This window comes from Streptomyces antnestii (assembly GCF_004005495.1).
In the GTDB taxonomy this organism is placed as follows: domain Bacteria; phylum Actinomycetota; class Actinomycetes; order Streptomycetales; family Streptomycetaceae; genus Streptomyces; species Streptomyces antnestii.
In genome coordinates this window covers 1-22,667 of sequence record NZ_RZYA01000033.1, presented here as the reverse complement: position 1 = coordinate 22,667, position 22,667 = coordinate 1, and the positions used below count along the sequence as shown (strand labels likewise).

General features: G+C 72.5%; 21 protein-coding genes. 11 read left to right on the top strand and 10 right to left on the bottom strand.

The window, feature by feature from the left end; genetic code table 11:
- The first annotated feature begins 7 nt into the window (after window positions 1-7).
- Complete coding sequence (locus tag EOT10_RS39155; protein WP_223281478.1) at window positions 8-2,344, top strand: penicillin acylase family protein; 2,337 nt, start codon at window positions 8-10, stop codon at window positions 2,342-2,344.
- Here the strand turns inward: EOT10_RS39155 and EOT10_RS39150 are convergent.
- The 5 genes from EOT10_RS39150 to EOT10_RS39130 all read right to left on the bottom strand — a co-directional run bounded on the left by EOT10_RS39150 (window position 2,323) and on the right by EOT10_RS39130 (window position 8,899).
- Complete coding sequence (locus EOT10_RS39150) at window positions 2,323-3,393, bottom strand: S-methyl thiohydantoin desulfurase family protein (protein ID WP_127833147.1); 1,071 nt, start codon at window positions 3,391-3,393, stop codon at window positions 2,323-2,325. The two genes, EOT10_RS39155 and EOT10_RS39150, sit on opposite strands and share 22 nt — an antisense overlap.
- Complete coding sequence (locus EOT10_RS39145) at window positions 3,386-4,969, bottom strand: hydantoinase/oxoprolinase N-terminal domain-containing protein (protein WP_127833146.1); 1,584 nt, start codon at window positions 4,967-4,969, stop codon at window positions 3,386-3,388. Before EOT10_RS39145 ends, EOT10_RS39150 begins: the two co-directional genes overlap by 8 nt.
- 55 nt (window positions 4,970-5,024) lie before the next feature.
- A complete protein-coding gene (locus EOT10_RS39140; protein ID WP_127833145.1) occupies window positions 5,025-6,443 on the bottom strand; it encodes a purine-cytosine permease family protein in 1,419 nt (472 codons plus the stop codon).
- A 108-nt stretch (window positions 6,444-6,551) separates the two neighbouring features.
- Window positions 6,552-7,895, bottom strand: coding sequence for a hydantoinase/oxoprolinase N-terminal domain-containing protein (locus EOT10_RS39135; protein WP_127833144.1), 1,344 nt, complete (start codon window positions 7,893-7,895; stop codon window positions 6,552-6,554).
- Window positions 7,892-8,899, bottom strand: a complete 1,008-nt coding sequence (locus EOT10_RS39130) for an S-methyl thiohydantoin desulfurase family protein (RefSeq protein WP_189492687.1) — start codon at window positions 8,897-8,899, stop codon at window positions 7,892-7,894. Before EOT10_RS39130 ends, EOT10_RS39135 begins: the two co-directional genes overlap by 4 nt.
- 89 nt (window positions 8,900-8,988) lie before the next feature.
- On the opposite strand from EOT10_RS39130, the gene EOT10_RS39125 reads away from it, so the two are divergent.
- A complete protein-coding gene (locus EOT10_RS39125; RefSeq protein ID WP_127833142.1) occupies window positions 8,989-10,461 on the top strand; it encodes a PucR family transcriptional regulator in 1,473 nt (490 codons plus the stop codon).
- A gap of 16 nt (window positions 10,462-10,477) precedes the next feature.
- On the opposite strand, the gene EOT10_RS39120 is transcribed toward EOT10_RS39125, so the two are convergent.
- Together EOT10_RS39120 and EOT10_RS39115 are read right to left on the bottom strand one after the other, a co-directional pair.
- The gene (locus tag EOT10_RS39120) at window positions 10,478-11,866 is read right to left on the bottom strand and encodes an NAD(P)/FAD-dependent oxidoreductase (protein WP_127833141.1); all 1,389 of its coding nucleotides are present in this window, start codon (window positions 11,864-11,866) and stop codon (window positions 10,478-10,480) included.
- 137 nt (window positions 11,867-12,003) lie between these two features.
- Window positions 12,004-12,390: a VOC family protein gene (locus EOT10_RS39115; RefSeq protein ID WP_127833140.1), complete on the bottom strand. Its 387-nt coding sequence runs from the start codon at window positions 12,388-12,390 to the stop codon at window positions 12,004-12,006.
- 80 nt (window positions 12,391-12,470) lie between these two features.
- Between EOT10_RS39115 and EOT10_RS39110 the strand changes: the two genes are divergently transcribed.
- On the top strand, window positions 12,471-13,022 hold the full coding sequence (locus tag EOT10_RS39110; RefSeq protein ID WP_127833139.1) for a GNAT family N-acetyltransferase: 552 nt from the start codon (window positions 12,471-12,473) through the stop codon (window positions 13,020-13,022).
- A 21-nt stretch (window positions 13,023-13,043) separates the two neighbouring features.
- Here the strand turns inward: EOT10_RS39110 and EOT10_RS39105 are convergent, their stop codons facing one another.
- On the bottom strand, window positions 13,044-13,727 hold the full coding sequence (locus EOT10_RS39105) for a glycerophosphodiester phosphodiesterase (protein WP_127833138.1): 684 nt from the start codon (window positions 13,725-13,727) through the stop codon (window positions 13,044-13,046).
- Window positions 13,728-13,807: 80 nt separating this feature from the next.
- On the bottom strand, window positions 13,808-13,933 hold the full coding sequence (locus tag EOT10_RS42755) for a hypothetical protein (RefSeq protein ID WP_262985474.1): 126 nt from the start codon (window positions 13,931-13,933) through the stop codon (window positions 13,808-13,810).
- A gap of 248 nt (window positions 13,934-14,181) precedes the next feature.
- Between EOT10_RS42755 and EOT10_RS39100 the strand changes: the two genes are divergently transcribed.
- The 6 genes from EOT10_RS39100 (at window position 14,182) to EOT10_RS39075 (ending at window position 20,363) form a co-directional block, all read left to right on the top strand.
- Window positions 14,182-15,324: an LLM class flavin-dependent oxidoreductase gene (locus tag EOT10_RS39100; RefSeq protein WP_127833137.1), complete on the top strand. Its 1,143-nt coding sequence runs from the start codon at window positions 14,182-14,184 to the stop codon at window positions 15,322-15,324.
- 53 nt (window positions 15,325-15,377) lie between these two features.
- Complete coding sequence (locus tag EOT10_RS39095; protein WP_127833191.1) at window positions 15,378-16,322, top strand: alpha/beta hydrolase; 945 nt, start codon at window positions 15,378-15,380, stop codon at window positions 16,320-16,322.
- An 82-nt stretch (window positions 16,323-16,404) separates the two neighbouring features.
- Window positions 16,405-17,823 carry a DUF6421 family protein gene (locus EOT10_RS39090; protein WP_127833136.1) on the top strand — a complete coding sequence of 473 codons (1,419 nt, stop codon included), beginning with the start codon at window positions 16,405-16,407 and terminating at the stop codon, window positions 17,821-17,823.
- Window positions 17,820-18,605 (top strand): SDR family NAD(P)-dependent oxidoreductase, encoded by a 786-nt coding sequence (locus tag EOT10_RS39085; RefSeq protein WP_189492684.1) that lies wholly within the window; start codon window positions 17,820-17,822, stop codon window positions 18,603-18,605. The genes EOT10_RS39090 and EOT10_RS39085 overlap by 4 nt, the downstream gene beginning before the upstream one ends.
- The gene (locus EOT10_RS39080; protein WP_127833134.1) at window positions 18,602-19,672 is read left to right on the top strand and encodes a threonine aldolase family protein; all 1,071 of its coding nucleotides are present in this window, start codon (window positions 18,602-18,604) and stop codon (window positions 19,670-19,672) included. The genes EOT10_RS39085 and EOT10_RS39080 overlap by 4 nt, the downstream gene beginning before the upstream one ends.
- Before the next feature lie 97 nt (window positions 19,673-19,769).
- On the top strand, window positions 19,770-20,363 hold the full coding sequence (locus tag EOT10_RS39075; protein ID WP_127833133.1) for a transglutaminase-like domain-containing protein: 594 nt from the start codon (window positions 19,770-19,772) through the stop codon (window positions 20,361-20,363).
- Window positions 20,364-20,428: 65 nt separating this feature from the next.
- Here EOT10_RS39075 and EOT10_RS39070 read toward each other — a convergent pair whose 3' ends face one another.
- Window positions 20,429-21,157: a lysophospholipid acyltransferase family protein gene (locus tag EOT10_RS39070; RefSeq protein WP_127833132.1), complete on the bottom strand. Its 729-nt coding sequence runs from the start codon at window positions 21,155-21,157 to the stop codon at window positions 20,429-20,431.
- A gap of 315 nt (window positions 21,158-21,472) precedes the next feature.
- On the opposite strand from EOT10_RS39070, the gene EOT10_RS39065 reads away from it, so the two are divergent.
- Both EOT10_RS39065 and EOT10_RS39060 read left to right on the top strand, forming a co-directional pair.
- Window positions 21,473-21,793, top strand: a complete 321-nt coding sequence (locus tag EOT10_RS39065) for a TlpA family protein disulfide reductase (RefSeq protein WP_431313369.1) — start codon at window positions 21,473-21,475, stop codon at window positions 21,791-21,793.
- A gap of 210 nt (window positions 21,794-22,003) precedes the next feature.
- On the top strand, window positions 22,004-22,510 hold the full coding sequence (locus EOT10_RS39060) for a flavin reductase family protein (protein WP_127833131.1): 507 nt from the start codon (window positions 22,004-22,006) through the stop codon (window positions 22,508-22,510).
- Window positions 22,511-22,667 lie beyond the last annotated feature (157 nt).

Below are 22,667 nucleotides of genomic sequence, written 5' to 3'. Positions count from 1 at the left end.
TGCAGTGGTGAACGCACGTACTGTCACGGACTTCGAGGTCCCCGGTCTCGCCGAACCCGTCGAGATCCTCGTCGACCAGTGGGGCGTCCCCCACCTCTACGCGGAATCCCAGGACGACCTGTTCCTCGCGCAGGGCTTCAACGCCGCCCGCGACCGCCTCTTCCAGCTCGACCTGTGGCGCCGCCGCGGACTCGGCCTCCTGTCCGAGGTGTTCGGCGCGCGCTACGTCGAACACGACCGCGCCGCCCGCCTGTTCCTCTACCGCGGCGACATGGCCGAGGAGTGGAGCGCGTACGGCGAGGACACCGAGCGGATCACCACGGCGTTCGTGCACGGCATCAACGCCTACGTGTCCCTGTGTCGCAGCGATCCGTCCCAACTACCGCCGGAATTCGGGACGTTGGGATATGAGCCCGCGTACTGGGACCCCTCCGACGTCGCCCGGATCCGCAGTCATGGACTCCAGTACAACCTCCACGACGAGGTCGCCCGCGCCCTCACCCTGCGCGACCACGGCACCGGCGTCGAGGACCTGCGCCGCCGCCGCGAACCCGCCCCGCACCACCTCACCGTCCCCGACGGCCTCGACCTGAGCGTCATCCCCGACGACGTGCTGCGCGTCTACGACCTCGCGACGGTCCCGCCCTGGCCCGACGCCGCCGCCCTCCAGGGCATCGACGGCTCCAACAACTGGGTCATCGCCCCCGACCGCACCGCCACCGGCCGCCCGATCCTCGCCAACGACCCGCACCGCGCCGTCACCCTGCCCGCCCTGCGCTACATCGCCCACCTGACCGCTCCTGGCATCGACGTCATCGGCGCCGGCGAACCCGCGCTCCCCGGCCTCTCCATCGGCCACAACGGGAACATCGCCTTCGGCTTCACGATCTTCCCGATCGACCAGGAGGACCTCTACGTCTACGAGACCCACCCCGACGACCCCCGCGCCTACCGCTACCAGGACCGCTGGGAGCCCATGACCCGCGTCACCGAGACCATCCCGGTCAAGGACGGCGACCCGGTCGAGACCGAGCTCTGGTTCACCCGGCACGGCCCCGTCGTCCATGAACACCCCACCCGCAGCGCCGCGTTCGCCGTGCGCGCCGCCTGGCTCGGCCCTGGCATGGCGCCCTACCTCGGCAGCACCGGTTACATGCGCGCCGAAGGCCCCGACGCCTTCCTCGCCGCCCTGCGCCGCTGGGGCGCACCCGGCGAGAACCAGGTGTACGCGGCGCCCGACGGCACCGTGGGCTGGCGCCCCGCCGGCCGCGTCCCGGTCCGCCCGAACTGGGACGGCACACTGCCGGTCCCCGGCGACGGCCGCTACGAGTGGGCCGGCTTCCTCGACCCGGACGCGCTGCCGTCCGAACGCGACCCGGACCAGGGCTGGTTCGCCACCGCCAACCAGATGAACCTGCCGCCCGGCTACCCCAACGACCGCGACACCGTCACCTACGACTGGTACGCCCCGACCCGGCACCACCGCATCGCCGGGGAACTGGGCGCCCGCACGGACTGGACCGTGGAGGACTGCGTACGGCTCCAGACCGACACGGTCAGCCTGCCGGCGCGGCGCATCGTGCCGCTTCTTGCCGGGCTGACCAGCGACGACGCGGCCGTGCAGGAGGCGCTCGCCCTCCTGCGGGACTGGGACCACGACCTGACGGCGGACTCGGCGGCCGCCGCGCTCTTCGAGCTCTGGTACCGCCGCCACCTGCGCCCCGCCGTGTTCACGGCGGCACTGCGGGACCTCGTCCCCGAGACCGAGACGGTGGCGGCCCTCGCCCGGATCCTGCCGCCCGACGACCCCACCGCCGACCCGCGCGTCGACCTCGACCTGCTCACCGGACCGGAGACGGGTCTCGACCCCGGCACCCTGCTCACCACTCTGACCGCCGCCGTCTCCGAACTCTCCGGACTCCTCGGCCCTGACCCGGCCGCCTGGACCTGGGGCGCGCTCCACCATGCCCGCGTGTACCACCCGGTGACCGCCCTGCACGACGGACCGCAGCCACCGTGGGCGTCGGTCGGCCCCGCCCCGCGCGGCGGCAGCGGCGACACGGTGGGCGTCGCCCCGTACGGACCCGACTTCCGGCAGACGACGGGGGCCACCTTCCGGCTGGTCGTCGACGTCGGCTCCTGGGACGACTCGGTGGCCATGAACTCGCCGGGCCAGTCCGGGAATCCGGACAGCGAGCACTACAGCGACCTGTTCACGACCTGGGCTGCTGACGGCGCCTTCCCGCTGCTCTACAGCCGCGAACAGGTCGAGAAGCACACGGCGCGGACGATCACTCTGCGACCGCCCGCGCCGGCCGGTTCTCAGGACCCGAACGGCAGATAGTCCACGTCGTACCCGAAGTACCGCGGCCCGGCGAGCGCCAGGCCGCCCGGCGAGGTCCACCGGGGGTCGCAGCGCGCCGCGAGCACGCTCACCCGCAGCCCGTAGCGCAGGCCCTCGGTGGTGACCGGGTCGCCCGTCTCGCTGTCCAGGACGCAGATCAGGTCGGGTGTGGTGGCGACCACCGCGCCATCACGTGTGGCGAGCAAGTGCTCGTTCTGGAAGTCGAGTTCGAGTACCCGCCCCGCCTCGTCGGCGATGCCCTCGATGCGGGCCCGGCCGCGCGCGAAACCGCCCTCGGTACGGCGGCTCACGTCGACGACCTTGCCGGTCAGCAGCGGGACTCCGTCGAGCATCGCGCGGGCCGCGGCCACCGGATCGCCGTGCGCGGCCCGCGCCTCGCGCACCGCCGCGCCCAGCCGCTCGGCCAGGGTCAGGGTCGCCGGCACGAGCCCGTCGGCGAGCTGGTCACCCCGCAGCACGGTGTCCGCGGCCGAGATCTGGCACCCGAGCTCCACGCACACGGCACGGGCGATCCGCTCGGCGGCGTGGTTGTCGACGGCCTCCACGATGATCGTGTTGCCCTTGTCGTCGGCGAGCGCCATCGGCGAGTTGGTCACGCCGATCAGACCAGGGAGCACCATCTGCGCCTCGGGAAAGGCCCGCCCCATCGCGTCGCCGTCCACGATCGGCAGCCCCGCCTCCGCGGCGCACGCGATGGGCAGCATCGAGTTGACGCCGCCCACCTCGATCGGCGCGATGTGCGTGGCCCGCCGCCCGAGGTGCTTCTCCAGCGCACGCAGCGCCGCCAGTTCCTCGCCGCCGTTGGGGACCCGTTCCAGGAGCACCGTCGGCGCCCCCATCCCGGAGACCGGCACGACCATCGCGTCCGGCGCCACCTCGTCGATGTCCACGACCCGCACCGGCCCGTGCCTGCGGATCGCCTCGCGCGCAAGCAGCTTGCCGATGTACGGGTCGCCGCCCCCGCCGGTGCCGAGGATGCCGGCGCCGCGGGCGATGTCGTCGAGGTTGTCCAGGGTGATCTCACGCATGTGCCGTCGCTCCGTGCCGCTGGGTGTGCTGCTTGCTTCCGATGCGGTTCAGGTCGAGGTCGCCGACCGCCTTGACGCGGATCCGGGTCGCGCCGCCCGGCAGATACGCGAGCGGCACCTCCTCGATGTCCACGACGCGTACCGTGCCGGGCCGCGCGCCCGCGTCCTCGGCGCGCCCCACGGCCTCGTCGCGGGCCTCGGCGAGCACCGCGTCGCGGCGCCCCTCCGGGACGTGGAAGACGCGGTCGACCTCGCCGCCGACCTGCGCGATGGCCGCGCCGACCGCGTTCGCGACCCCGAAGTTGCCGGGCCGCCGCACGTCGTCGAAGCCGGGCAGCGCCTCGGGAACCAGAATCGAACCGCCGCCCACGGCTACTACCGGCAGCGGCGCCGCCGAGGTACGCATCCGGTCGACGCTCTCCGCGAGCCGCTCCGCGATCCGGCCCAGGGCGCGCGTCACGAAGGCGGGGTCGAGGTGCGCGACCCGTGCCGCGTCCCCCACGTCGGCCTGCCCCGCCGCCACCGCCAGGTCCGTCGCGGTCAGCGTCGTGCCGCCGAAGACGAGCGCCTCCTCGGTGAGCCGGTAGCCGACCGAACGCGGCCCCGTCTCCCCGTCGTCCGACACCAGCGAACCGCCGCCGATCCCGAGCGAAAGGACGTCAGGGATACGGAAGTTGGTGCGGATGCCCGCGGCCTCGCTCTCGCCGGCCGCCTCACGCGGGAAGCCGCCCGCGAGGATGCCCACGTCGGCGGTCGTGCCGCCCACGTCGACCACCGCGCAGTCCCCTAGCCCGGACAGGAAGGCCGCCCCGCGCATCGAGTTGGTGGGCCCCGACGCGAACGTCGCCACCGGATACGTCCGGGCGAAGTCCACGTCCATCAGCGTCCCGTCGTTCTGCGACAGGAAGAACGGCGCCGTGATCGACACCTCCGCGAGCGCCTTGCCGAACGACTCGACGATCACCGTCGCGAGGTCGCGCAGCGCCGCGTTGATGATCGTGGCGTTCTCGCGGGCAAGGAGGCCGATCCGGCCGAGCTCGTGCGACAGCGAGAAGTGCACGTGGTCGCCCAGCTCGCCGCGCAGGATTTCCGCCGCGCGCCGCTCGTCGTCCTCCGCGACCGGCGAGAACACCGACGACACGGCCACCGAACGGATCCCCCGCGCCGCGATGTCCGCGGCCGTCCGCTTCAGCTCGTCCGGGTCGAGCGGGGACAGGACCCGGCCGTCGAACTCGCGGCCGCCGTGGCACAGATAGCCGTGCCCGCCGACGGCGGCGCGCTGCCGCTCGGGCCAGTCCGTCATCGGCGGCAAGGCCGCCGTCGCGGGCAGCCCCAGGCGCACGGCGGCGACGGGCGCGAGCCGGGCGCCCTCGATGAGGGCGTTGAGGAAGTGGGTCGTGCCGATCATCACCGCGGTGATGGACTCGACGGGCGGGTCGAGGGCCCGGATCGCGGCCGTGACCCCGGACGTGATGTCCGGTGTCGTCGGCGACTTGGCCGCCGCCAGGACCCGGTCGTCGTCCCCGAGGAGGGCGGCGTCGGTATTGGTTCCTCCGACGTCGATGCCGATGCGCATGTGGTGACTTCCTTTGTGCGTACGTGGATGTGCGTACGTGGATCGGTACGGGAGTTCAGTGGGCGGACGCGGGCGTGGATGCGGGCGCGGGGTCCGCCGTGCCCACCTCGGCCTCGATCTGGGCGGCGGGGCGCTCCGGCTGGGTGAAGGGCAGTTCACGGACGGCGCGCACAAGGCCGAGCTTGCCGAGGACGATGTAGCCGAGGCCCGCGAGGATCAGGGAGTTGAGGGCCGGGATGCCCCACCAGGCGTAGTGGTCGCCGAGCCAGCCCACCAGTGAGGCGACGGCCCACGTGGCGAGCGTGGCGGGCACCCAGCCCGGCTCGCTCTCCGGGAGCCGGCCCACGGCGCGCGAGGCGTCGAGCTGCGGCCGCCACTGCTTCACCACGAAGTACTCGGCGACCATGATCCCGGCGACCGGCGGGGTGAGGACGCCGAGGACCGTCAGGAAGTCCGTGAAGTGCTCCAGGATCCCGGCCGCCGCGGCGAGGCTGCCGAGGACACCGATGACGACGGTGGTGCCGACCCGGCCGAGGCGCACCTTGAACACGGACTCGACGGCGCTGATGAGGCCGAGCGAGGACGAGTAGAGATTCCAGTTGTTGATCTTCACGGTCGCCGACACCAGGACGATCACGCCGACGATTCCGGAGCTGGACGTGATGATCGCGATCAGGTCGGAGGACTTCACGGCGTACGCGAGGAGCACCCCGGCCAGGCCCAGGACGTACTCGCCGAGGGAGATGCCGACGAGGGTCTGCTTGACGACGTCGCCGGTGGTGCGGTTGAAGCGCGTCATGTCGGGCGTCGTGACGGCGCCGACGATGTACGAGCCCGCGACGATCGTCGCGCCCGTCGCGATGGAGATGTGCGCACCGAACGGCGGCGACGCGACGAGGTCGGTGAAGCTGTGCCGCGAGATCTGCACGGTCATCGCCCAGCCGGCCAGGCCCAGGAACGCGGGCACGGTCACGAACGCGGTCCAGCCCATGGCCCGGAACCCGCGCAGCACCAGGGCCGTGACGCCGAGCCCGCAGATCAGGCACCAGGCCCACAGCGGTATCGACGGCACGATCGACTGGAGTCCGGCCGCGAACACGGCGGTCTGCACCCCGAACCAGCCGAACAGGCTGACCGCGATGACGAGCCCGATCAGCGTCGAGCCGAACCGCCCGAAGCCGGTCCAGCGCACCAGCATCGAGGTCGCCAGGCCCTCCCGCATGCCGGCGACGCCGACGAAGATGCAGACGACCTCCAGGATCACGGAGCCGAGTGTGAACGCCCAGAAGGCGCCCCAGAAGGAGAGCCCGGCGCCGAGCGTCGCGCCGAGGAGGAACTGGGTCAGGTCGGAGAGCTGGCCGAAGCGCTGCACGGCGACGTTGAACCAGGAGTATCGGGCCGCGCGCGGCACTCTCTCCAGGGGGTAGTCCTCGTCGGTGTGGTCAGCTGTCGGCGCGCCGGACGGCTTGGTCATGGGGACGGTCCTCGCATCGAAGGGGATGGGTGGAGTCACGGCAGGGCGAAGCTGAACTGCCGTGCGGGGAAAGGGTGTTGATGAGGCGTTGGTGAGGCTTTGATGAGGTCAGAGCGGTAGAGGTGGTCCGAAGGCCCGGGCGCGCAGGAGCAGCGCGCCCGGCAGGTAGGGCACCGTGAGATCGGGTTCGAGCAGCGTGCGTACGCGGCGGGGATCCGCCCCGGCACGCACCGCCCAGGCCCGCGCGAGATCGCGCACCTCGTCGCGTACGGCGTCCAGGCGCCGGCCGGGACCGACCCGCACGATGCGCTCGTGGTGGCCGCCCACCGGGCTCGCGGCCGCGCCGAACGCGCCCGCCACCCCGCCGTGTTCGGGCCGTACGACCTCGCAGCCGGGCAGCGCCCGGTCGGGCACCGCCTCCGCGCCACCGCCGACCAGGACGACGGGAAGCCCGCCGGCGGCGGTCTGCATCCGGTCCACCGCTTCCGCGAGGTCGCGGTGTGCCGCGGCGTCGACGGTGAGCAGTTCGGGGACGCGCAGGCTGACGGGTACGCCGCCGATGCGTCCGCCGGGTCCGGCCTCCTGGGGATAGCCGGCGGTCAGTGTGCCCACGCGGGCCCGGCGTTCGCCGATGTCCGCGACGACGGCGTCCCGTACGCCGCTGAGCAGTCCCGCGCCACGGATCGTGCACGCCGGGCCCGAACCGAGGCTCAGACCGGGCTGGCGGCGCAGGTGGTCGAGGCTCATCAGCGTGCCGTCGTGCCGGGTCACGAGCACGGCGGCACCCGGCGCGAGGCCGAGCCGGGGGAGCGCGGCGGTCAGTTCGTCGGCGACCCGAGCCACCAGGAGACACAGCGCGGCGTCGAGCACCGTGGCGTTCTCGCGCCGGAGCAGCCCGAGCGCGCCGATCTCGCCGGACAGGACCACGGGTACGTCGGCACCGGCCTCGGCGCGCAGGATCTCCGCGGCCTCCCGTTCCTGCGTCCCGTCGGCGGGCGCGAACACGGCGCTGACGGCGAACGCCTCGGCCCGGCCCGCGAGTCCGGCCCCGAAGCGGGCCACGGCGTCCCGGTCGAGCGGCGCCCCGTCGTACGGGCCGAGCCCGCCACCACCGGCCACGTTCGCGGTCCCGGCGCACACGGCGTCGCGCAGCTCGGCGGGCCACCCGAACAGCGGCCGCACCGCGTCGGCGGCCTCGCCCCCGATGCGCAGCACCCCGACCTGCGCGAGCCCCGTACGCTCCGCCACGGCGCGCGCGGCGACCCGCAGTCCCACGGCGAGCTGCGTGACCCGCGCGCGCGGCTCGCGGGGCAGCGCCGCGACGGCGGCGACGAGCGACCCGACGGCGTCACCGGCCAGAGACGGCACCTTCACCGCCGACAACGCCCGCCCGTCCCCGTCCAGCAGAACGGCATCCGTGTTGGTGGGACCCACGTCCACGCCGATGATCACGACGCCCCCTCCCGGGTCAGGCCGTGGAGGCCGAACGCCGTGGGGCCGGCGAGGCGCAGGCCGGCCTCCGAGTACCAGACGGGTGCGGACGGCAGGGCGTGCAGGCGCACCCGCAGCCCGTACCTGACCTCTTCCACCGGCACGGCCCACCCGCTGTGCACGTCCACGAGAGCGATCACGTCGGGCACCAGCGCCAGCGTCCGGCCGTCCTCGAGCGCCGCGACGAACTCGCTGCGGGCCTCGATCCTGACGAGTCGCCCCGCATCGGTGCCGGTGCCCTCCAGGAGCACGCGCGTCGCGTCCCCGACGTCCCGCCGCACCGACGCCACCTTGCCGGTCAGGAGCGCCGGCGGCCCCTCGCCGCGTCCGACGGCGACCGCCCGCGTCACCGAACCGGCGACGGCGTGCCGGGCGGCCTGCCCGGCCGTCAGCGGATACTCGGAGGTCGCGGCGTGCCCGCCGAACGTCGCGACGGCGGCCCGGGCCAGCTCCTCCAGCCAGGGGCCGTCGACGTGGTCGAGGACGACGGTGCGCCCGTACTCGTCGGCGAGCACCGTGGGGCCGGGCCGGAGCCCGGCCAGTTCGAGGACGTTCTGGTCCATGCGCGGGAACGCGCGGCCCATGGCGTCGGCGTCGAGCAGCGGCAGCCCGAGCCGGGCCGCCCACGCCACGGCCGTACAGCCGTTGAGCCCGCCGATCTCCGAGCACAGGACGGCGGCCACGGGCCTGCCGTGCAGCGCCTCGACCCGCTCCCGCATCCGTGCGGGCTCGGCCCGGCTCCCGATGCGCTCCTCGGCGACGGCCGGTGAGCCGATCAGGCCGACCGGCATGACGAACGCGTCCTCGGGCAGCTCGCCGGCCGCCACGACCGGCACGGGCCCGCACTCCTCGATGGCCTGCTCGGCCAGGGGACGGGTCACGGCGGCGGGGCTTCCGCCGCCTCCCGAACCCAGGACGGCGCAGCCCCGCGCGAAGTCGGCGAGCACTCCGGCGTCCATCTGCATGCCGCTCAGCGTACGAGCCCGCCCGCGCCGTCCAATGGGCCACCAGCCCATACCTTGGCATCACCCTGTGCCGCCAGCACAATGGCCGTATGCCGCGCCTCGTTCAGCTGCTCACCGCACCCGGCCTCGACACCCTCCGCCCGCTCGCGGGCCCCCTCGACGCCACCGAGGTCACCGGCATCCGCCTCGAACCCCGCGCCGGCGGGCTGGCGACCGTCCCCGCGGGCACGGTCGCGGTCATGCTGACCCCGCTGCCGGACCATCTCCTCGACGTGGCCGTACGGGACGCCGCCTCCGCAGGCGCCGCAGCCCTCGTACTCACCGGACGTGAGGCGGGCGTGGCGGGAGACCGTGCCCTGCGCGCCCTGGCCGAGCGCGGCCGGATCGCGGTCCTGACCACGGACGGCGACCTCGCGGCCCTGGTCGTGGCCGTGGACCGCGCCGTCGCCGGGGACGCCGCCGACGCCCTCGCCCGGATCGAGGCCGCCGCCCGGGACCTGCCCGCCGCCGGGGGTGACCCGGAACAGGCCGCCGAGACTGCCGCCCGGCTCCTCGGTGTACCCGTCGAGCGCCGTGCGGCAGGCCCGGGGGAGGAGGGCGCGTCGGCCGCCGGACCCGACGGCGAGGTGCGCCTCGCCGCGCCCGCGCGCCCCGGCCACGCGGGCACCGCGGTCCGCACCGTCCTGGCGCTCGCCGCCCTCACCGCGGCCGGCGGCGGCCACGGCGACGTCCCCGTGCGCTCCCGCGGCCACCTCCTCGCCGAACTCCTCGTCGCCCCGCAGGACAGGACCGGTCACCTGGCCGCCCGAGGCCGGACCATCGGCCTGCCCGTCGACGGCCGGCACATCGCGCTGCGGATCGAGGCCGCGGCGCTGCCCGCCGCGGACCGCTACCGGCTCCTGGACACCGTGCTGCCGAGGACCCTGACCGACGTACGGCAGTACGCCGCCGACGGCCACCTGCCCGACGGGGTCCACTGGAACGCCGCCCTCGTCGACGACGCGCTCGTCCTGCTCGGCACCTGGCCCGCCGACCCCGGCGCACCCGGCCGCCGCGCCGCGCTCGCCCTCGCCCGCCGCGCCGTCGACCGGCTGCGCCGCCTGCACCCCGAGGCGGACCTGCGCGGCGGCGTCGGCGCCCCGCACCGAGGCCCCCTCGGCATCCGTACCTCGGCCCGCGAGGCCCGGGCCGCCCTCCTCAAGTCCGCTCCCGCCGACGGCACCCCGGTGACCGCGCACGACGCGGCGGGCCTCGACCGCATGCTCCTGGAGTGGTACGCCTCCGACACCGCCCGCGAAGCCGTCGACGAACTCCTCGCACCCGTCACGGAGTTGGGCCCGGAACGAGCCGACCCCCTGCTCCGCACCCTGCAGACCTACCTCGACCACAACAACTCCCCGGCCCACGCCGCCGAGGAGCTTCACCTGCACCGCAACGCGGTCGGCGCCCGCATCCGCCGTGTCACGGACCTCACGGGCGCCGACCTCACCGATCCCGAAACCAGACTGGCCCTCCAACTGGCCTGCCGCGCCCGCCTCTCGACACCGCCGGGCCCGGCCTAGGAGCCTGCCCCGCCCCCTACGGGAACTCCGGCTCCGTCGGCGCCGTCGACGAGCCGTCCGCCTGGGCCGCGACCATCTTGTGCACCTCTTCGGGCGTCAGATACGCGTCCGTCTTCTCGAAGTCCTTGAGGGTCCTGGGCCGGTTCGCCTGGAAACCGGTGCGTACGAAGTCGTCGCCGGCGATCGCGTTGAGCCCCCAGTTCGCCGCCGTCCGGAACCGGGCCGGCCCGGTGCGCAGCGCCCCCAAGTGGTAGGCGCGGGCCACGATCTGGGCCGGCAGGCCGGTCAGCTGCACGCCGACCGGCTTGGACACGGCCTGGATGCCGCCGAGGTCGACCACGAGCCCCAGGTCCTTGTGCCGGTACGGCGCGAGCGGCTGCCCGTGCAGCGCGGCGGCCACGTTCTTCGCCGCCGCCCAGCCCTGCCGCATGGCGTGCTGCGCGGTCGGCGGGCAGATCGCGTCGCCGCCCTTCGCCAGGTCCGGCACCGCGGCCGCGTCCCCGAGCGCGAACACACCGTCGAGCCCCGGCACCGTCAGCTCCGGATCCACCACGAGGCGGCCCCGGTTCGTCTCCGCGCTCAGCGTCGCGATCAGCGGACTCGGCGCGACACCGGCCGTCCAGATCAGGGTGTGGCACGGCAGCACCCGGCCGTCCGTCAGCGTCACCGTGTCCTCGGTCGCCTTCGCCACGGACACCCCGAGCGACACGTGCAGGCCGCGCCGCTCCACGATCGACAGGGCCTTCTCGCCGAGCCGGTCACCGAGCTCGGGCATCAACTTCGGTGCGATGTCGACGAGATGCCACTTGATCAGCGCCGGGTCGAGCCCCTTGTAGCGCTTGACGGCGGCGGTGGTCAGACGCTGCAGATACGCGGCCGTCTCCGTACCTGCGTAACCACCGCCCACCACCACGAACTGCAGCCGGGCCTCCCGCTCGGCGGGATCCGTGCTGGCCGCCGCGAGATCGAGCTGGGAGATGACGTGGTCGCGGATCCAGGCCGCCTCCGCCAGCGTCTTCACCCCGACCGCGTACTGGTCCACGCCGGGGATGTCGAACTGCCGCGTGACACTGCCCGGCGTCAGGACCAGGTAGTCGTAGGACTCCACGATCTCCTCGCCGTTGATCTTCCGTACGACGACCGCCTTCGCCTCGGCGTCCACACCCACCGCGCCGCCCGGAATGATCGCGGTGTGCCGCAGCATGCGCCGTAGCGGCACCGCCACCGACTGCGGGGTGAGCACGCCCGAGGCGACTTGGGGAAGGAGCGGCAGATACAGCTGGTGGTCGAAGGGACTGACCAGCCTGAGCTGCGCCTCGCCGGGCTTGAGGATCTTCTCCAGCTTGTGCGCGCACTCCATGCCGGCGAATCCGCCGCCGACGATCAGGATCCGAGGAGCTGCCATGTGATGTCTCTCCAGGGTCGGGCTCATCCGGACGCGAAGGGGACCGGTCATCGGCCATCCCGCTCATCCTCTTCCGCGCGCACGGCCTGCGCACGCCGAACGGGTCCTTCCGCCCGCGTACCCCCGAACCTGCCCTCTCAGGGCCGGTAGCGCAATGGATGGTCATCAGGTACTTCGACGACGACGATGTGCACGCCGTCGGGATCCGCGATCCAGAACTCGATCAGTCCCCACGGCTCCTTGACCGGCGGCCGCAGCACCTCGACCCCGCGCGCCGCCAGCTCCTCGTGGGCGGCCGCCGCGTCCTCGACCTGGAGCCACAGCTGGAGCCCGGGCGACGGCGGGGTCTCCGAGCGGCCGGACACCTCCAGGAAGCCGCCGCCGAGGAAGTAGACGGTGCCGCGCTCGGGGCCCGTCCCGAACTCGCGGTACACGGCGAGGCCGAGCGCCTCGCCGTAGAAGGCCCGCGACCGCTCAGGGTCGGTGGGGCGAAGAAGCGTCCTGCTGCTCAGTACGTGAACCATGCGAACGCAGCGTAGAGGCCCGGGGTTAGGCTCGACGGCGCCCGCGCCGAACGCCGTGCACGAGATCGGAGACCCGACCCATGACCCTCGCTCCCCGTCCCACGACCGGCGGCCTCACCTTCCGGGACGCCACCGCCACCGACGTCGACGTGCTCGTACGGCTGATCGAGTCGGCGTACCGCGGGGACTCCAGCCGCGCCGGCTGGACCACGGAGGCGGACATCCTTCAGGGGCAGCGCACCGACGCGCAGGGCGTCGTCGACGTCATCGAGTCGCCGGACAGCCGACTGCTCACCGTCGAGCGCGACGGCACGGTCGTGGCGTGCTGCCAGCTGGAGCACCGCGGGGACCACGCGTACTTCGGCATGTTCGCCGTGAGCCCGGCGCTGCAGGGCGCGGGCCTCGGCAAGGTGATCATCGCGGAGGCGGAGCGCACCGCGCGCGAGGCGTGGGGCGTGCGCGAGATGCACATGACGGTGATCTCGGTGCGCGAGGACCTCATCGCCTGGTACGAGCGCCGCGGCTACCGCCGTACGGGAAAGATGACCCCCTTCCCGTACGGCGACGAGCGCTTCGGCATCCCGCAGCGCGACGACCTGCGGTTCGAGCTGCTGGTCAAGCCCCTCGGCTGACCGGCTCGCTCCGGGCGCCCGCTACGCGGTGAAGCGGCCGGTGCGTTTGATCTCCGGGTAGTCGGTCGTGGCCCCGTCCAGGCCGAGCGCCCGTACCAGGCGCAGATCGTCCTGCGTGTTGACGACCCAGCCGATGATCCGCAGGTCCGCCTTGCGGGCCCGCTCGACGATCTCCTGCGTGAGGCGCCGGATGTTGAGGACGAGGGCGGTGGCGCCGACGGCGGTCGCCCGGTCCACCACGTCGGTGCCGTAGCGGCTGGCGACCAGCGCCGTACGGACGCCCGGCACCAGGCGGGAGATCTCGGCGATCGCCTCGTCGTGGAACGAGATCACCTCGACCCGGCCCACCAGGTCGCGGCGCAGCAGGACCTCGGCGAGGGCGCGCGCCGCCGCGACGGTCTTGATCTCGGCCTGGAGCGGCTTGGTGACGGCGTCGAGCACCTCCTCGAAGACCGGCACACGCTCACCGCGCCCGGCGTCCAGGGCGCGCAGTTCGGTGAGGGTCTTGTCGGCGATGGGGCCCCGGCCGTCCGTCGTGCGGTCGACGTCCGCGTCGTGCATGACGACGAGGGCGCCGTCCTTGCTGAGGTGCAGATCGAGTTCGATGAGGTCGAGGCCCGCTTCCTGCGCGGCGACGAAGGAACGGAGGGTGTTCTCGGGTTCGACACCCATGACCCCGCGATGCCCGATGGTGAGGAAGTTCAAGATCGTCTCGCTTCCGTCGACGGCGGCTCGGCGCCCGCGCGAGGTCGCGGACGGGCTCGCCCGCGCGGCACGGCCGAAGCCTAACGGCCCGCCTCCGCGATGGGACCGGTCCGACGCGAGGGAGTGGAGTGGTCCGCTCTGGTCGCGGCGGCCCCGAGGAGCAGTCCGGTGACGACGGCGGCGACCAGGACGGCACGGATGCTCACGGTCAGGGCTCCAGACGCGGTGGCGGTGCGGGGACCGCTCCGTCCTACCGCCGCCGGCACCCTGCCGCGCGCAGCATCACCCGTGGGTGGGCGAGTCCCCCCGTGGTTGACCGGGGGAGGGGGCGACACGGGACCCCGGGCCGGTCTTGTCCGCGAATCGCGTCACGGCCCTTGCCGTCTCCGGATCTGACGGTTAGTCATATACCGAACCGGAATAGCGGGGCGTGACCCGACTCCCTGGAGGCAATGTGAAGTTCTCCGTCATCTTCGAGGCGCAGCTCGCCGATCCCACCGTCGAACACGAGCACAAGGTCATCCACGACTGCGTCGAACAGGCGGTGCTCGCCGAGGATATGGGCTTCGACCGCATCTGGGCCGTCGAACACCACTCCCTCAAGTGGTACGCGCACATGTCGGCCCCGGAGATCTTTCTGACCTGGGTCGCCGCCCGCACCAGCACCATCCGGATCGGACACGGCGTCGTCTGCATGCCGTTCAACTTCAACCACCCCGTGCGCGTCGCGGAGCGGGCCGCCATGCTCGACCTGCTCTCCGGCGGCCGCCTCGACCTCGGGGCGGGCCGGGGCGGCACCGCGCAGGAGACCTCCCTGTGCGGGGTCGACAAGGACCGGACGACCCAGGAGGTCGAGGAGGCGCTGCGGATCATCGGCAAGGCCTGGGTGAAGGACGAGCTCGAACACCACGGGGATCTCCTCGACATCGACCCGCACCCCATACTTCCCCGCCCGAAACAGACACCCCACCCGCCCCTCTTCCTCGCGTGCAGCCGCACCGAGACGCTCACCCAGGCCGCCGAACTCGGCATCGGCGCACTGGTGATGGGCTTCGCGGGCCCCGAGTCGATCGCCGGCATGCGGCAGGCCTACGACGAGGCGATCGCCGCCCGCACCGGCGACCGCTTCGTGTCCGGCGCCGTCAACGACCACTTCTCCGTCCTGTGTCCGACCATCGTCCTCGACGACCGCGAGGAGGCCCGGCGCGTCGGCATCCGCGGGCAGCGCTTCTTCGCCCAGTCCATCGGCCACTGGTACGGCGGCGCGGGCGTCCCCGACGAGGCCGTGGTGGAGGGCGCCGACGAGGCGGCCGACATGCGCAGGGCCGCCGAACAGGTCGTGGCCCGCCTCAACGAACAGCACATCCCGGTACGCCCCAACGCCACGGCCACCTTCAACGCCGACCACGCGTACGGCACCGCCGACGACGCCATCGCCTACGTCGAGCGCCTGCGCGACGCGGGCGCCGACGAGATCATGTGCCTCGTCCAGATGGGCACGGTGCCGCAGGAGGCCTGTCTGGAGACGCTGCGCCAGTGGGGCGAGAAGGTCATCCCGCACTTCCGCGCCCAGGAGCAGCCGGCGGGGTCCGCGTGAGCCCGGCCGGCGAGGACCGTCTCGCGCCCGACGTCCGCGGCCTCGTCGACGCGATGACCGCGTCGTTCCCCGACCTCGGCGGCACGGTGACCGACGCGGCGGAGGCCCGCCGTGTGCTGGCCGCCGCGCCCGCGTCACCGTTCCTGCCCCCGGTCGTCGGCTCGGTCGAGGACCGTGACATCCCCGGACCCGCCGGGGCGCCCCGGATCCCCGTACGGATCTACCGCCCGGACCCCGACGACGCGCCGGGCCCGTGCCCGACCGTCGTCTTCTTCCACGGGGGAGGGTGGGTGATCTGCGACCTGGACACCCATGACTCCACCGCGCGCGGGCTGTGCCGCGAGGCGGGCGCCGTGGTCGTGTCCGTCGACTACCGGCTGGCTCCGGAGGCACCGTTCCCGGCCGCCGTCGACGACGCGTACGCGGCGCTGTGCTGGACGGAAGGCCATCTCGCCGAACTGGGCGGCGACGCGGGGGCCCTGGTCGTGGCGGGTGACAGCGCGGGCGGCAACCTCGCGGCCGTCGTCGCCCTGCTGGCCAGGGACCGGGGCGGCCCGCGCATCGCGCTCCAGGCCCTCGTCTACCCCGCGACCGACGCCCATCAGGCGACGGAGTCGTTCGCGCGCAACGCCGACCGCTACTTCCTGACCGCCGCGCACTGCCGCTGGTTCGTCGAGCAGTATCTCGGCGCGGACGGCGACCGGTCCCACCCGCACGTCTCGCCGCTCCTCGCCGACCTGACCGGCCTGCCTCCCGCCCACATCGTGACCGCGGGCTGCGATCCGCTGTGCGACGAGGGGCGCGCCTACGCGACGGAGCTGCGGGCACGCGGCACCGAGGTCACCGAGAGTCATTTCCCGCGGATGTTCCACGGCTTCTTCGGCTTCCCCGAACTGCTCGACGATGCCCGTACTGCCGTGGCGGATGTGGCGAAGGCCATCGTTTCAACCGGGTCCGGCAGGAAAAACAGCGGTGAAGCAGGGGGTGACGCAGGATAATCTCCGCCCAGCTCCCCTTGTGGTGGAGAACCTCGCCCGCTTACGGTGTGACTACGCGAGGTTCTCCCGTGGAGGATGGGTAATGACGGAAATTCTTGTGCAGTCGGGCGTGGAGGGAAACGTTCCTCCGGAGACGGTCGGGGCGAGTCCCGGCGGCAGGGTGGTGGACCACCCGGCCTGGCCCTTGCTCAAGGCCGCCGTGGAGGAGATCCGTCCCTGGCAGCAGAAGGACGGCTCCATCGACTTCGCCGCCGACGGTGCTCCGTCGAAGGCCGTCGTCGAGCTGACCCTTGACCGCGCCATATCCGCCGTCGAGCAGCTCTCCCCCCTGCTCCCGCACGACGCCGCGTACCACGCGGCGCTCGTCGCCGATCTGCGCCGCTGGGCCGAGGACGGCTTCGGGATCCCGGACTTCCTCGACTCACTGCTCGCCTTCCAGCCGGCCGCGCACCGCGAGGACGGGCTGCAGCACCTGGTCGTCTTCGCGATGTACACGCAGAACGGCAACCCGGACCGCAACCTGGAGGCCGTCGTCCTGCGCATGGTGTGGCCCGAGTGGCTCGCCGAGCTGGAGGCGACGCGTTACGACAACCCGCTGTTCTGCGGGATCACCTTCGAGGACTTCACCTCCGGCTACGACACCCACTCGGCCGTGCTCTTCCCGGAGACCATCGCCGTACGCGAGGCGCCGGAACGTTTCTCCTGGGGTGGCATCTTCTGCGACCGTGAGGCGGCCCGCTTCCGCGCCGTCACCGAGGCCTCCGTCGCGACCCTCGGGCTCGAACTGCCCGACGACATCCGCGAGATGGTCTCCGACCAGGAGCGCTGCCAGCAAGCCTTCGTCCTGTGGGACATGGTGCACGACCGTACCCACAGCCACGGCGACCTGCCCTTCGACCCGTTCATGATCAAGCAGCGCCAGCCGTTCTGGATGTACGGCCTCGAGGAGCTGCGCTGCGACCTCACCGCCTTCAAGGAGGCCGTGAAGCTGGAGGCCGAGGGCAACGCGCACGGCCGTGACGTGCAGTACGCGGTCCTCTTCGACCGGATGTTCCGCTTCCCGGTCTCCGGCGACCGCAACCGCAACTACGACGGCCTCGGCGGCCAGCTGCTCTTCGCGTACCTGCACAAGCACGACGTGCTGCGCTGGACCGACAACAAGCTGCACATCGACTGGCAGCGCGCCCCGCAGGTCACCAACCAGCTGTGCGCCGACATCGAGCAGCTGTACCGCGACGGCATCGACCGCCCGAAGCTGGTGCACTGGTTCGCCGCGTACGACCTGGTCGCCGAGTACCTGGCCCCGCACCCCGGGTCCCGCTGGGCCAAGGGGCCGGACGCCCTCGACCTCACGCAGCCCCCGCGCAAGCTGGTCGACGACGTGCTTCCGGACGAGTTTCCGCTGAGCATGTTCTATGAGGCACTGTCCAAAAAGCTGAAGAACGTGATCGCCTCCACCAAGGGGATCACCGCTGCGGGCGCCGAGCGGGCCGCCGCATGAGCGCTTGTGAGGAGGCGACGACCATGGCCGAAGGCAACGGGAACGGCACGCTGAACGGAGCGGTCATCGCGGTGGCGGGCGCGGCCGGCCCCGCCGGCCGCGCGACCCTGCTGCGGCTCGCCGAGGCGGGCGCGATCGTCGTCGGAGCGGACGCGGACCCCGCGCGTCTCGCGGAGGCCGTGGACGCGGCCCGGTACGCGCACGGCGGCGCCACCGTCGTCGGCGACACCGTCGACCTGCTCGACCTCGACGCGACCCGTGAATGGGCGCACCGCGTGGAGAAGGACTTCGGACGCGTCGACGGCGTGGTCCACCTCGTCGGCGGCTGGCGCGGCAGCGCGACCTTCGCGGAGACCGACCTCGCCGACTGGGACCTGCTCGAAAAGCTCCTGATCCGCACGGTCCAGCACACCTCCCTCGCCTTCCAGGAGGCCCTGCAGCGCAGCGACCGCGGCCGCTTCCTGCTGATCAGCGCCGCGGGCGCCAGCAAGCCGACCGCGGGCAACGCGGCGTACGCGGCCTCCAAGGCGGCGGCCGAGGCCTGGACGCTCGCCCTCGCGGACGCCTTCCGCAAGGCCGGGGGTGACGCGGGTCCGCAGCAGGCGGCTGCCATCCTGGTGGTGAAGGCGCTGGTGAACGACGCGATGCGCGCCGAGCGACCCAACGCGAAGTTCGCGGGCTTCACGGACGTCAAGGAGCTGGCCGAGGCCATCGCCGGCGTCTGGGACCGGCCCGCCAAGGAATTGAACGGGACCCGTCTGTGGCTGACCGAGAAGCCGTGAACCCTCCGAAGACCGACGCCCGCAGGCACCACGACCCGGACGTCCGTGGCTTCGCGAGCGACAACTACGCGGGCGCGCACCCGGAGATCCTCGCGGCGCTCGCCCTCGCCAACGGCGGTCACCAGATCGCGTACGGCGAGGACGCGTACACGGAGAATCTGCAGCAGATCATCCGGGGGCACTTCGGCCCCACCGCCGAGGCGTTCCCGGTGTTCAACGGCACCGGTGCCAACGTCGTCGCGCTCCAGGCGGTCACCGACCGCTGGGGTGCGGTGATCTGCGCCGAGTCCGCGCACATCAACGTCGACGAGGGCGGGGCCCCGGAGCGGATGGGCGGCCTCAAGCTGCTCACCGTGCCGACCCCGGACGGCAAGCTCACGCCCGAGCTCATCGACCGGCAGGCCTTCGGCTGGGACGACGAGCACCGGGCGATGCCGCAGGTCGTCTCGATCACGCAGAACACCGAACTGGGCACGCTCTACACGCCCGACGAGATCCGTGCGATCTGCGACCACGCGCACCAGCACGGCATGAAGGTGCACCTCGACGGCTCGCGCATAGCCAACGCGGCCGCCGCCCTCGACGTGCCGATGCGCACGTTCACGAACGCGGTCGGAGTCGACATCCTGTCGCTCGGCGGCACGAAGAACGGTGCCCTGTTCGGCGAGGCCGTCGTCGTCCTCAACCAGGACGCCGTCAGCCACATGAAGCATCTGCGCAAGCTGTCGATGCAGCTCGCCTCCAAGATGCGTTTCGTGTCGGTGCAGTTGGAGGCCCTGCTCGCCAAGGACCTGTGGCTGCGCAACGCGCGCCACGCCAACGAGATGGCCCAGCGCCTCTACGAGGGGGTCCGCCACGTCGACGGCGTGGAGATCCTCTACCCGGTGCAGGCCAACGCCGTCTTCGCGCGGCTGCCGCACGATGTCAGCGAGCGCCTGCAGAAGCGTTACCGGTTCTACTTCTGGGACGAGGCGGCCGGCGACGTCCGCTGGATGTGCGCCTTCGACACCCGGGAGGAGGACGTCGACGGTTTCGTCGCCGCCCTCAAGGAGGAGATGGCCCGCTAAGGCCGTACCGACCAGCCACGCTCCATCGCTGCATAGATATGCGGTCGACCGTAAAGCTATTGACTCGCGGTCGGTCGCGTTTCTATGCTCCCGGTCCATGGAGCTGATCCAGAACACCCCTGACCTGTCCGCCTACTTGGCGGCTGACGAGGTCATCGACCATGACCACCCGCTCGTACGGAAAACGGCCGCACGCCTCGCCGCGCAGGCCGACGACTCATATGCATACGCGCGAGCCGCCTACGAGTTCGTGCGCGACACCATCCCGCACTCCGCCGACAGCGGCGACATGCGCGTCACCTGGCGTGCCTCCGACGTCCTGGAGCAGGGCACCGGCATCTGTCACGCCAAGTCCCACGCGCTGGCCGCGCTGCTGCGGGCCGAGGACATCCCCGCCGCGCTCTGCTACCAGCGGCTGACGCACGACGCGGGGACCGGGCACGCGCTGCACGGCATGGTCGCCGTGCGCTTCCACGGGGCCTGGCACCGGCAGGACTGCCGGGGCAACAAGCCCGGGGTCGACGCCCGCTTCTCCCTCGACGGCGAGCGGCTGGCCTTCCCGGTGGACGAGAAGTCCGGCGAGGTGGACTACCCGCAGCTCTTCGACGCGCCGCACCCGGCCGTTCTGCGCGTCCTGCGTGAGGCCCCCGACCGGCCGTACCTGTGGGAACACCTGCCCGACGCGGTCTGACCCGCCGGGCGGGCCGGGGCGGCCCGGGGCGGGCCGGGGCTCACCCGGCGGCCCGCAGGACCGATTCAGCTCGCCTCGGCGGCCTTCACCTCTGCCGCGGTCGGCGCGGTGCCGCCGAGGTGCGCGGGCATCCACCACGTGTCGTCCGGACCCTTGGGGCGCACGGGGTACGCGCGCTGCGCCGCCTCCAGGAGCTCCTGCACGCGCTCGCGCAGCCGCCGGGTGATGGCGCCGGCGTACTGGTCGCGCGGGGCCTCCATGGCCTCGCCCACCCGGATCGTGACCGGGATGTGCTGGCGCCTGAAGTTCTTCGGGTGGCCCTTCGTCCACAGCCGCTGGGTGCCCCACAGTGCCATGGGGATCAGCGGCACACCGGCCTCCTGGGCCAGGCGCGCGGCGCCCGACTTGAAGCTCTTCAGCGTGAACGACTGGGAGATCGTCGCCTCGGGGAACACCCCGATGACCTCACCGGACCGCAGCGAGTCGAGGGCGAGCGCGTACGCGTCCTCGCCCTGCTTGCGGTCCACGGGGATGTGCTTCATGTTGCGCATCAGCGGGCCGGAGATCTTGTGCCGGAACACCGACTCCTTCGCCATGAAACGCACCAGGCGCTTCTGCGGCAGCGCAGCGAGCCCGTCGAAGATGAAGTCCAGGTAGCTGATGTGGTTGCTGACCAGGACCGCGCCGCCGGAACGCGGAATGTTCTCCGCGCCCTTGACGTCGATCTTCAGATCGAGCGCCTTGAACATCGTGCGGGCCGCGCCGATGACCGGACGGTAGACGAGCTCTGCCATGGAGGGGGAGGACCCTTCATCTCTGCCTGGGGAGGGGGCTCCCGGCGGGAAGTTACGCAGCCGTAGGTTTAGTGGCCTGCGCAGATCGTGCCCCATCAACGGCTGAGTGGCCAGTCCTGGTTCCCGCAGGGCGCGAGATCCTCGTCACTCCGGCACGGTCCGCGCGGGCCCGTTGATCAGCGAAATCGTGCCGCGACCCGCCTTCCGGGAATCTTCGCGGGCTCGTGGATGCTGCACTGGAACGATGACCGGAAGTGCGCCCACCGTGGCGGGCGCGTACAGGCCGACGCAGCGGTGGCGGAGCGGGAGGACGAAGTGCGCGAGGGCGAAACGGCGCTCGGGGCGGGGCAGTTGGGCGAGGAGCTGGGGGAGCGGGCGACGCTCGTGCAGTTCTCCAGCGCCTTCTGCGCCCCGTGCCGGGCCACCCGCCGCGTGCTCGGCGAGGTGGCCGGCATGGTCCCCGGCGTCGCACACGTGGAGATCGACGCCGAGGACCGGCTCGACCTCGTCCGCGAACTCGGCGTCCTCAAGACGCCCGCCGTGCTCGTCCTCGACGCGAGCGGACACATCGTGCGCCGCGCCTCGGGTCAGCCGCGCAGGGCGGACGTCATCGCGGCGCTCGGGGACGCGGTCTGACGGATGGTGACCCCGTGGTGACGCATCTCCCAGATGACGGTACGCACTTGACTGCACCCGCCACGCATCGTCAGCCTGACCTCATGCCCACGGAACTCCTTCTCTACGAGCGTGTCCACGTGGACCTCGCCCGCTGCGCGAGTGCGCGTTGTCCCGGCTCCTGAAGCGCCACGGACCCCGCCCGCACCCCTTTGGCAGAAGGACAACTCCATGACGGCCATCCCCGATCTCCGCACCGCCACGACCGCGTCACCCGACCTGCTGCGCTCCGTCTTCCGGCGGCACGCGGCCGGAGTCGCCGTGATCACGGCCCGGGGCGCGGGCCCTGTCGGCTTCACCGCGACCTCCCTGACCTCCGTGTCGGCCGAACCGCCCGTCATCTCGTTCGGCATCGGCCTGGGCGCCTCCAGCTGGCCCGCCGTCTCCGAGGCCGAGCACATCGGCGTACACATACTCGGCGAGCACCAGCAGGATCTCGCCGCGACGTTCGCGAAGAGCGGCGCGGACCGCTTCGGGGAGCCCACACGCTGGTACGACGGTCCGGAGGGGGTGCCCGTCCTCGACGGTGTCCTCGCCTGGATGGTGTGCCGGGTCATCGCGCGCGTACCCGCGGGCGACCATCGACTCGTGCTCGCCGAAGCCGTCGTCGGGGACCACGCAGGGACCGGCCGGCCGCTCGTCTACCACCAGGGCCGCTTCAGCTCGCTGCGCGACTAGGATCACAGTGCAAAGCGCTTGCTTAGCGTGCGGGAACTGGGTGTACTGGCGAGTAATATTTCGTTCGGGGCGCGGGCCGCCCCGACCGGGAGAGTCCGCTTCGGACGCCTATGCTGCCTGCAGGACAGCAAGGCCGCCCCAGTAGAAGACGATTGCA

Bases quoted from the DNA above. Each gene is read 5' to 3' on its own strand.
- EOT10_RS39095 (WP_127833191.1), top strand. From the start codon at position 15,378: ATGACCGCGTCGTTCCCCGACCTCGGCGGCACGGTGACCGACGCGGCG.
- EOT10_RS39060 (WP_127833131.1), top strand. From the start codon at position 22,004: ATGACGGCCATCCCCGATCTCCGCACCGCCACGACCGCGTCACCCGAC.
- EOT10_RS39120 (WP_127833141.1), bottom strand. From the start codon at position 11,866: ATGGCAGCTCCTCGGATCCTGATCGTCGGCGGCGGATTCGCCGGCATG.
- EOT10_RS39115 (WP_127833140.1), bottom strand. From the start codon at position 12,390: ATGGTTCACGTACTGAGCAGCAGGACGCTTCTTCGCCCCACCGACCCT.
- EOT10_RS39125 (WP_127833142.1), top strand. From the start codon at position 8,989: ATGCCGCGCCTCGTTCAGCTGCTCACCGCACCCGGCCTCGACACCCTC.
- EOT10_RS39140 (WP_127833145.1), bottom strand. From the start codon at position 6,443: ATGACCAAGCCGTCCGGCGCGCCGACAGCTGACCACACCGACGAGGAC.
- EOT10_RS39090 (WP_127833136.1), top strand. From the start codon at position 16,405: ATGACGGAAATTCTTGTGCAGTCGGGCGTGGAGGGAAACGTTCCTCCG.
- EOT10_RS39110 (WP_127833139.1), top strand. From the start codon at position 12,471: ATGACCCTCGCTCCCCGTCCCACGACCGGCGGCCTCACCTTCCGGGAC.
- EOT10_RS39130 (WP_189492687.1), bottom strand. From the start codon at position 8,899: ATGCAGATGGACGCCGGAGTGCTCGCCGACTTCGCGCGGGGCTGCGCC.
- EOT10_RS39150 (WP_127833147.1), bottom strand. From the start codon at position 3,393: ATGCGTGAGATCACCCTGGACAACCTCGACGACATCGCCCGCGGCGCC.
- EOT10_RS39070 (WP_127833132.1), bottom strand. From the start codon at position 21,157: ATGGCAGAGCTCGTCTACCGTCCGGTCATCGGCGCGGCCCGCACGATG.
- EOT10_RS39145 (WP_127833146.1), bottom strand. From the start codon at position 4,969: ATGCGCATCGGCATCGACGTCGGAGGAACCAATACCGACGCCGCCCTC.
- EOT10_RS39085 (WP_189492684.1), top strand. From the start codon at position 17,820: ATGAGCGCTTGTGAGGAGGCGACGACCATGGCCGAAGGCAACGGGAAC.
- EOT10_RS39075 (WP_127833133.1), top strand. From the start codon at position 19,770: ATGGAGCTGATCCAGAACACCCCTGACCTGTCCGCCTACTTGGCGGCT.